The organism is Streptomyces sp. PU-14G (assembly GCF_041028275.1).
Lineage (GTDB): Bacteria > Actinomycetota > Actinomycetes > Streptomycetales > Streptomycetaceae > Streptomyces.
In genome coordinates this window covers 1-9,274 of sequence record NZ_JASKYT010000283.1, presented here as the reverse complement: position 1 = coordinate 9,274, position 9,274 = coordinate 1, and the positions used below count along the sequence as shown (strand labels likewise).

Genomic DNA, 9,274 nt, shown 5'->3' with positions numbered 1-9,274 from the left:
GCCGCATCCCCCGCCCTCCTTTCCGCTGCCGTCCCCCTCGGGGATCACCATCACGATCCTCGACCCGGACCCCTACATGACGTACCAGCCGTTCCTGCCGGAGGCCGCCGCGGGATCGATCTCGCCGCGTCACGTCGTCGTCCCGCTGCGCCGCGTCCTGCCGCGCTGCCAGGTCATCGTCGGTGAGGCCCGCAGCATCGACCACGAGCGCCGGGTCGCGCACATCACCACCCTCGCCACCGCGGAGGCCGACGCCGCACGTGCCGCCCAGTCGGGCCCGGGGCCCCGACGTGAGCCGTCGACCCTCGAACTCCCCTACACCGAACTGGTGCTGGCACCCGGCTCGGTCTCCCGGACTCTCCCGGTGCCGGGTCTGGCCGAGCACGGCATCGGGTTCAAGACGGTCGAGGAGGCCATCGGGCTGCGCAACCACGTGCTCGAACAGCTCGACATCGCCTCCTCCACCCGCGACCCGGGCGTCCGCGACGCGGCCCTCACCTTCGTCTTCGTCGGCGGGGGTTACGCGGGGGTGGAGGCGCTGGCGGAGCTGGAGGACATGGCCCGCTACGCCTGCCGCTACTACCACAACATCGAGGCCGACGACCTGCGCTTCCTCCTGGTGGAGGCCAGTGACCGGATCCTGCCCGAGGTCGGCGAGGAGATGGGCGGATACGCGCTGCGCGAGCTGCGCGCCCGGAACGTCGACGTCCGTCTCGGCACGCGCCTGGACTCCTGCGAGGGACGGATCGCCGCCCTCAGCGACGGCTCCCGCCACCCCACGCGCACCCTGGTGTGGACGGCGGGCGTCAAACCGCACCCCCTACTGGCCCGTACCGGCCTCCCCCTCACCTCCCGCGGCAGGCTCCAGTGCGAGACGACGCTCCGCGTCACGGGTACGGAGCATGCCTGGGCGGCGGGTGACGCGGCAGCCGTACCCGACCTGACGGCGATGGACGACATCGGCGGGACGGCGCACAGCGGCGACTCTGCTTCGAGACGCAACGATGCCGCCGGGCCGGTGCGCAACGACGCCGCCGGGCCGGTGCGCAGTGGTGACGCCGCGAGCGCGTCGCACGGGGGAGGAGACCGGGGTGGTGCCGAACCGCCCCTCTGCGCCCCCAACGCCCAGCACGCCGTGCGCCAGGCACGCTGCCTCGCCGACAACGTCGCGGCGGTGCTCGAAGGGGCGGAGCCCACCCCGTACCGGCACGCGTATGCCGGCTCCGTCGCCTCCCTCGGGCTGCACAAGGGCGTCGCGCACGTGTACGGACGGAAGTTCAAGGGCTACCCTGCCTGGTTCATGCACCGCGCGTACCACCTCAGCCGCGTGCCGACCTTCAACAGAAAGGCCCGCGTGCTGGCCGAATGGGTGCTCTCCGGGCTGTTCAAACGGGAGATCGTCTCGTTGGGCTCCCTTGAGCACCCCCGTGCCGAGTTCGAGATGGCGGCAGGCACCGTACGGCGTCCCGACACGGACTGACCTCGCCGGGTAGCTGACCTGCCGCCGCGTCGGCAAGTGGCCGCCGCACAGCGGCGTCTGACGAATGTCGGCGCGGTGCGCCACACTGGACGTGTGACCATGGGTGGGCCCGCGTCTGCGAAGAGTGATCCTTGAGCGGCCCCCGAGCGACCCGAGCGAACACCGCGAACCACATGAGGAATCGGACGACGTGAACTTCACGCGCTGGAGCGCCCGACTGCCCGGCACACAGCGGCGGACCGCCGCCGCCCAGGCCGCGATAAAGGCGCGAGCGCAGTCGTCCGGCCCCGCTCACGTCGACCGTTCCGGCGGCGGCAGTGAGGGAGACGGCGAAAGCAACGGCGACGAGGGCGCCGGCGGCTGCACCGACTCCCACGTGGCCACACATCCGCACGCGGCGGACAGGGAGCCGGATCCGGACACGAGCCCGCAAGCGGGCAACAGCGCCCGTGCGGACGTCAACGCGCGCCCGCACGCGCAGGGAAACCTGGACAGGCGGACGAGCACGGACACGGACACGCAGACGCAGACGGACACGGACACGCAGACGGACACGGACTCGCAGGTGGACGCGGGCTCGCGGGCGGCCCCGGACTCGCGGGCGGACGCGGAAGCGTACGCGCACGGAGGGCGCCCGCCCGTGCCGTCAGCCCACGCGGACGCGCCCACCGTCCCCGGCGCCCGTGGCCGCCCCCGCTCCGAGACGGATCCGCCCCACGGCAAGGGAGACACGGCAAGGTCGGGAGCCAGGAGCGGCGCACGACCGCCACGGCAGCGCGGTGGCATCGACGCCCTGCCCGTGCACGACCTGCTGGGCCAGGTCCCCGCGTTGGTCGCCATCGTCCACGGGCCCGAGCACCGCATCGCGTTCGTCAACGACGCCTATACCCGGGTCTTCGGCCCGCGCCCCACCGGGGCAGCGGCTCGCGAGGCGCTGCCCGAACTGGTGGAGCTCGGTCTGCTCCCGCTGATGGACCAGGTGCGCCGCAGCGGCACGCCCCGTACGGTCAAGTCCCGCAGGGTGCAGGAGCGTCAGACGGAGACGATGTCCGGCGGCCCGCTGGGAGGCTCCGGCGTTTCCAAGGGAGGCCCGGGCGTCCCGAAGGGAGCCACGGATGGTCGTGCAAAGGGGACCACGGATGGTCGTGCCAAGGGAGCCGCGGACGGTGGTGCCAAGGGAGCCACGCGTCCGGAACCCAGGCGCCGTACGGGCCATTACTACACGTTCACCTGCACACCCATCACCACGTCGGACGACAGCGGGGTGTTGATCTTCGCCGCCGAGGTGACCGACCAGGTAGAGGCCGTCGAACGGCTGCGCGCCAGCGAGCGCCGCCAGCGAGAGGCCGCCGTCACGCTGCAGCGGAGCCTGCTCCCCCAGGAGCTGGAACAGCCCGACGACCTGCGGGTGGCGGCCACGTACCAGCCGGGCGGCACGGACGCTGCCGTCGGAGGCGACTGGTACGACGTGATCACGCTGGGCGCCGGTCGCACAGCGCTGGTCATCGGCGATGTCATGGGGCGCGGTGTCCGGGCTGCCGCCGTCATGGGCCAGCTCCGTACAGCTGTGCGGGCCTACGCCCGGTTGGACCTGCCGCCGCACGAGGTGTTGCAACTTCTCGACGACCTCGCCGCCGAAATCGACGCCACCCAGATCGCCACCTGCGTCTACGCGGTCCACGATCCCAGCGAGGGCCATCTGAGCTACGCGTCCGCCGGCCACGTGCCCGTCCTCGTACGAGACCCCGACGGCACCGTCCGGAGCGCCACCGACCACACAGGGCCGCCCCTGGGCACGGGTGGCTGGCTGCACACCTCCGGCAGCGTGCCGCTGCCGCCGGGCGCGGCAGCCGTCTTGTACACCGACGGGCTGATCGAACGCAGGGACGCCGACATCGACGAGGGCGTGGCCGCGCTGGAAGCCGCGTTCGCCGGCGCGACCGGCTCCCCCGACATCGTCTGCGACCGGCTGCTGCGCGCCCTGGGGATCACCGAGGACCACGACGACGACGTGGCCGTTCTCGTCTGCCAGCACCCTGAGCGCACCGGCACGGACGCCGAGCTGTTCCACAACGCGGCGCTGGACCTGCTCGGCGGCACGGAGGCCGCCCCGCGCGCCCGCGCCTTCGCGTCGGGCGTGCTGGCCTCCTGGCGTTTTCCGGTGGAGCTCCGCGACCTGGGCGTGCTGGCCGCCAGCGAACTCGTCGCCAACTCGCTGCAACACGGCACCCCGCCCATGCGGCTGCGCCTCCGCCGCACCGACCGCCGTCTGATCGTCGAGGTCACCGACGGGGACGATCACCTGCCGCGGCGCCGCCGTGCCGAACCGGGCGACGAGTCGGGACGGGGGATCTCGATCGTCGCGACGATCGCGTCCTCGTGGGGCTGCCGCAGAACGCCCGGGGGCGGCAAATCGGTGTGGTGCGAATTCGCTCTTCCGAGCGCATAGTCGGCCGGGAACGAGTCCCGCCCCCTCCGTTCGGGAAGGGGCGGGCCGGGCGGGTGGCGGGACGGCCGCAGAGACAGCTCCCGGAGCACGGTCACGCTCCCGGAGCACGGTCACGCGACGCTGGGCACCCGCTCCCCCGCACCACCGGACGGCGCCTCGTCCTCCGACGGCACGGCGTCCTCCGACGGCACGGCGCCCTCGGACAGCACCGCAGGCTCGGGTGACACAGCGCTCTCGGACGACGTCGCAGCCGCGGCCTCCGGCGCCCCCACGCCGCTGCCGGAACGGGAGCCGCCGCGCGCCACGACGACCGAACCCGGCCGGTCGACCCGCTCGGGCAGCCTCCGGCCCAGCAGGAAGGCGAGTGAGACGACGGCGAGGCAGCACAGCACCAGCATGACGATGTACGTCGACCACGCGCCGGCTGCGGCCATCGCTCCGCCCACGGCGGGCCCGATGGCGAGAGCGAGCTGCTTGACCAGGGCGAAAGCCGAGTTGTACTGGCCCACGAGCCGCGCGGGCGCCAGGTCCGCGACCATCGGGGCCACCGTCGGCGAGAGCATCGTCTCGCCGACGCCGAACAGCGCGTACGTACCGATGAGGAGCGCGGTCGCCACGGCCTGCGCCCCGTGCACGAGCCCGGACGCCCCGGCGGCCAACCACGCGACGGTCCAGATGACACCCACCAGGGCGACCACCCGGCTGCGCCTGCGCCCGTCCACCAGCCGCAGCACCACGAACTGCGCGAGCACGATCATCGCCGTGTTCGCCGCCAACGCCGTCCCCAGGGTCGCGGTGGAGATGTGGGTGACCTCGACGGCGTACGCGGACAGCCCCGACTCGAACTGCCCGTAGCACGCGAAGAAGATCACGAAGCCCAGGACGCCGAGCAGCACCATCGGACGGTCGCGCAGCAGCACGCCCCACCCGGAACCCCGCGCGGCACCGGAGGCGGGGCCCGCACCGGAACCGCCCGCCACCTCGACGGGCCGCGCCACCCTGACCGTCACCAGGACGGCGAGCAGGACGAGGAACATCACCGCCTCGATGGAGAACAGCAGGGTGAAGCTCGCGGGGTCGTGCTCGTTCACGAGCATGCCGCCGAGCAGCCCGCCGACGCCCAGCCCGAGGTTGTTGAGGAAGAACTGGGTGGCGAAGGCCCGTGAACGCGTACCGGGGGTCGAGCACCAGACGATCATCGTCGCGAGCGCCGGCTGGAGTACGGCGATGCCTGCGCCCATCACGGCCGAGGCGGCCAGCACGGCGGGCGCGGTGGTCGACAGCCCGAACCCCAGCGCACCGAGTGCGGCCGAGACCGCACCGATGACGACCATGACGAGCGGTCCGCTCCGGTCGATCACGCGGCCTGTGAAGGGCAGCACGACCAGCGCCGCTGCGGCGAACGCGGCGAGCACCGCACCTGCGGTGCCGTCACCGAGATCACGCACCCGCGCGACGTACACGAAGAGGAACGGCACCGTGAAGCCGTTGCCGAAAGCTGCCAGCGCGTTACCGAGCTGGATCCGCCGCAGCGCGGCGGCCATCGCCGTGGTCACACTCACCTGCCTAGATCGAGAAGTAGGGATGGAGGGGAAGACGGGCGCCGAACCCGAAGAGTTCGAAGCTAAAGTTCGATACTAAAGAATACACAGGGCAACCGTTTAGGGCGAACGAGTTGCCATGGGATACTGACCACATGCCGGACCGACAACCGACCCTCGACGAGCAGATCGCGATCTACCAGCGCGAGTACCGCGACCTCGACCCCCAGGTCGAGAAGGTGGTCAACGCGCTGAGCCGGCTGGACCGCCGGATGAACGTCGCCTACGGCCGCCAGCTCGCCACCCTCGGCCTCAGCAGCCCGGAGTGGGAGGTGCTCAAGGAGCTCGTCATGGCCGGCAGCCCCTACCAACTGTGGCCCGGCACCATCGCCAAGCGCCTCGGCCTCACCCCGGCGGCCATGACCCACCGCATCGACCGCATGTTCGGCCAGGACCTGGTCACCCGCGAGCGCGACCCAGACAACCGCGTCCGCGTCATCATCGGTCTCACCGACACCGGCCGCGAGAAGTGGCTGGAGGTCATGCGCAAGGCCTCGGTCTTCGAGGAGGACCTCCTTCAGGACCTCTCCACGACAGAGCGCACCCAGCTGGGCGAGATGCTCACCCGCCTCCTGCGCCGCGTCGAGCACGCCCAGCACGACGCCGGCGGCCGACTGACCGACCTCGACTGACCGGTCACGGCTTGTCCGGTCTCCACCCGACCGGCGCGACTCTCCGGCCGCGGTTGTCCGGCCGCGGCTGACCGGGCGCGGGGGTTCCCGCCGCTTCCGGTGAGGAGGGGGCTGCCGACCCTGGTTGACAGTACGACCAGTGATCCGTAAGGTTCATCGGGTTGCCGCAAAGCCGTCCTGGTTTCGCGGCGACTCCTCTTCGCCACTCCGGCGGGTACCACTTCGAGAGCACGCTCTCCCTTCGCAGGGGTCTATTCGGCATGCCGAATTTCTTCTGCGGTCGGCTCAATTTGGAGCCGGAGGGAAAAGGCTCTAAAGTAGAGACCAGCCGGAAGGCGCCCCGCCGACAGGGGAATCCGATTCGGAAGAACGGCACGGAAACGGGCCGGGAAACGGATCTGATAGAGTCGGAGACACCGAAAGGGCAAACGTCCGGAGAAACCGGTACTGCATCGTCAGGACCGATTCGTTTCGAAGGAAGCGTCCGTTCCTTGAGAACTCAACAGCGTGCCAAAAGTCAACGCCAGATATGTTGATACCCCGACCTGCCGGGTTGTTCCGGTGGGTTGAGGTTCCTTTGAAATACACAACAGCGAGGACGCTGTGGACGGGTTGGATTATTCCTCCGGCCTGTTCCGCTCTTCCTGTGGATGATTGAAGCATTCACGGAGAGTTTGATCCTGGCTCAGGACGAACGCTGGCGGCGTGCTTAACACATGCAAGTCGAACGATGAACCCGCTTCGGTGGGGGATTAGTGGCGAACGGGTGAGTAACACGTGGGCAATCTGCCCTGCACTCTGGGACAAGCCCTGGAAACGGGGTCTAATACCGGATATGACACGGGATCGCATGGTCTCCGTGTGGAAAGCTCCGGCGGTGCAGGATGAGCCCGCGGCCTATCAGCTTGTTGGTGGGGTGATGGCCTACCAAGGCGACGACGGGTAGCCGGCCTGAGAGGGCGACCGGCCACACTGGGACTGAGACACGGCCCAGACTCCTACGGGAGGCAGCAGTGGGGAATATTGCACAATGGGCGCAAGCCTGATGCAGCGACGCCGCGTGAGGGATGACGGCCTTCGGGTTGTAAACCTCTTTCAGCAGGGAAGAAGCGCAAGTGACGGTACCTGCAGAAGAAGCACCGGCTAACTACGTGCCAGCAGCCGCGGTAATACGTAGGGTGCGAGCGTTGTCCGGAATTATTGGGCGTAAAGAGCTCGTAGGCGGCTTGTCGCGTCGGATGTGAAAGCCCGGGGCTTAACCCCGGGTCTGCATTCGATACGGGCAGGCTAGAGTTCGGTAGGGGAGATCGGAATTCCTGGTGTAGCGGTGAAATGCGCAGATATCAGGAGGAACACCGGTGGCGAAGGCGGATCTCTGGGCCGATACTGACGCTGAGGAGCGAAAGCGTGGGGAGCGAACAGGATTAGATACCCTGGTAGTCCACGCCGTAAACGTTGGGAACTAGGTGTGGGCGACATTCCACGTCGTCCGTGCCGCAGCTAACGCATTAAGTTCCCCGCCTGGGGAGTACGGCCGCAAGGCTAAAACTCAAAGGAATTGACGGGGGCCCGCACAAGCGGCGGAGCATGTGGCTTAATTCGACGCAACGCGAAGAACCTTACCAAGGCTTGACATACATCGGAAACGGCCAGAGATGGTCGCCCCCTTTGGGTCGGTGTACAGGTGGTGCATGGCTGTCGTCAGCTCGTGTCGTGAGATGTTGGGTTAAGTCCCGCAACGAGCGCAACCCTTATCCTGTGTTGCCAGCAACTCCTTTGGGAGGTTGGGGACTCACGGGAGACTGCCGGGGTCAACTCGGAGGAAGGTGGGGACGACGTCAAGTCATCATGCCCCTTATGTCTTGGGCTGCACACGTGCTACAATGGCCGGTACAATGAGCTGCGATGCCGCGAGGTGGAGCGAATCTCAAAAAGCCGGTCTCAGTTCGGATTGGGGTCTGCAACTCGACCCCATGAAGTCGGAGTCGCTAGTAATCGCAGATCAGCATTGCTGCGGTGAATACGTTCCCGGGCCTTGTACACACCGCCCGTCACGTCACGAAAGTCGGTAACACCCGAAGCCGGTGGCCCAACCCCTTGTGGGAGGGAATCGTCGAAGGTGGGACTGGCGATTGGGACGAAGTCGTAACAAGGTAGCCGTACCGGAAGGTGCGGCTGGATCACCTCCTTTCTAAGGAGCATCTTGCTGCCGCATACGGTAGCCAAGGCCTACTACGTCAGCGAATGTCTGACGGTGGTTTGCTCATGGGTGGAACGTTGACTATTCGGCACTCTTGCACGGTGATGGCTAGTACTGCTCTTCGGAGTGTGGAACGTGGTCGTCGGGTGGGGGTGTCGGGCGCGCTGTTGGGTGTCTGAGGGCGCGGCCGTGGGTCGTCCTTCGGTGCCGGTCCCAGTGAACTCGCGGGTGTCCGTGGGGTGGTGGGTGGCTGGTTGTTGTTTGAGAACTGCACAGTGGACGCGAGCATCTGTGGCCAAGTTTTTAAGGGCGCACGGTGGATGCCTTGGCACCAGGAACCGATGAAGGACGTGGGAGGCCGCGATAGACCCCGGGGAGTTGTCAACCGAGCTGTGATCCGGGGGTGTCCGAATGGGGGAACCCGGCAGTCGTCATGGGCTGTCACCTGCCGCTGAATGTATAGGCGGTGTGGAGGGAACGCGGGGAAGTGAAACATCTCAGTACCCGTAGGAAGAGAAAACAACCGTGATTCCGGGAGTAGTGGTGAGCGAAACCGGAGGAGGCTAAACCGTATGTGTGTGAGACCCGGCAGGGGTTGCGCATGCGGGGTTGTGGGAGCTTTCTTTTATGGTCTGCCGGCCATGAGGCGAGTGAGAAACCGTTGATGTAGGCGAAGGGCATGCGAAAGGCCCGGCGTAGAGGGTAAGACCCCCGTAGCTGAAATGTCAGCGGCTCGTTTGGAAGCCACCCAAGTAGCATGGGGCCCGAGAAATCCTGTGTGAATCTGGCGGGACCACCCGTTAAGCCTAAATATTCCCTGGTGACCGATAGCGGATAGTACCGTGAGGGAATGGTGAAAAGTACCGCGGGAGCGGAGTGAAAGAGTACCTGAAACCGTGTGCCTACAAGCCG

4 protein-coding genes and 2 rRNA genes are annotated in these 9,274 nt (G+C 67.9%); 5 read left to right on the top strand and 1 reads right to left on the bottom strand.

Features of this window, described 5'->3' with window-relative positions; all coding sequences use genetic code 11:
* The first annotated feature begins 25 nt into the window (after window positions 1–25).
* Window positions 26–1,480 carry an NAD(P)/FAD-dependent oxidoreductase gene (locus AB8Z75_RS25920; protein ID WP_369206005.1) on the top strand — a complete coding sequence of 485 codons (1,455 nt, stop codon included), beginning with the start codon at window positions 26–28 and terminating at the stop codon, window positions 1,478–1,480.
* A 784-nt stretch (window positions 1,481–2,264) separates the two neighbouring features.
* Window positions 2,265–3,929 carry a SpoIIE family protein phosphatase gene (locus AB8Z75_RS25915; RefSeq protein ID WP_369206003.1) on the top strand — a complete coding sequence of 555 codons (1,665 nt, stop codon included), beginning with the start codon at window positions 2,265–2,267 and terminating at the stop codon, window positions 3,927–3,929.
* 110 nt (window positions 3,930–4,039) lie between these two features.
* Here AB8Z75_RS25915 and AB8Z75_RS25910 read toward each other — a convergent pair whose 3' ends face one another.
* Window positions 4,040–5,473, bottom strand: a complete 1,434-nt coding sequence (locus AB8Z75_RS25910) for an MFS transporter (protein WP_369206001.1) — start codon at window positions 5,471–5,473, stop codon at window positions 4,040–4,042.
* A 152-nt stretch (window positions 5,474–5,625) separates the two neighbouring features.
* Here AB8Z75_RS25910 and AB8Z75_RS25905 point away from each other — a divergent pair, with 152 nt between their 5' ends.
* From AB8Z75_RS25905 to AB8Z75_RS25895, 3 genes are all read left to right on the top strand, one after another.
* A complete protein-coding gene (locus tag AB8Z75_RS25905; protein ID WP_114019223.1) occupies window positions 5,626–6,162 on the top strand; it encodes a MarR family winged helix-turn-helix transcriptional regulator in 537 nt (178 codons plus the stop codon).
* Window positions 6,163–6,824: 662 nt separating this feature from the next.
* Window positions 6,825–8,353 (top strand): 16S ribosomal RNA (locus AB8Z75_RS25900).
* A 302-nt stretch (window positions 8,354–8,655) separates the two neighbouring features.
* A 23S ribosomal RNA gene (locus AB8Z75_RS25895) occupies window positions 8,656–9,274 on the top strand; the annotation flags it as partial.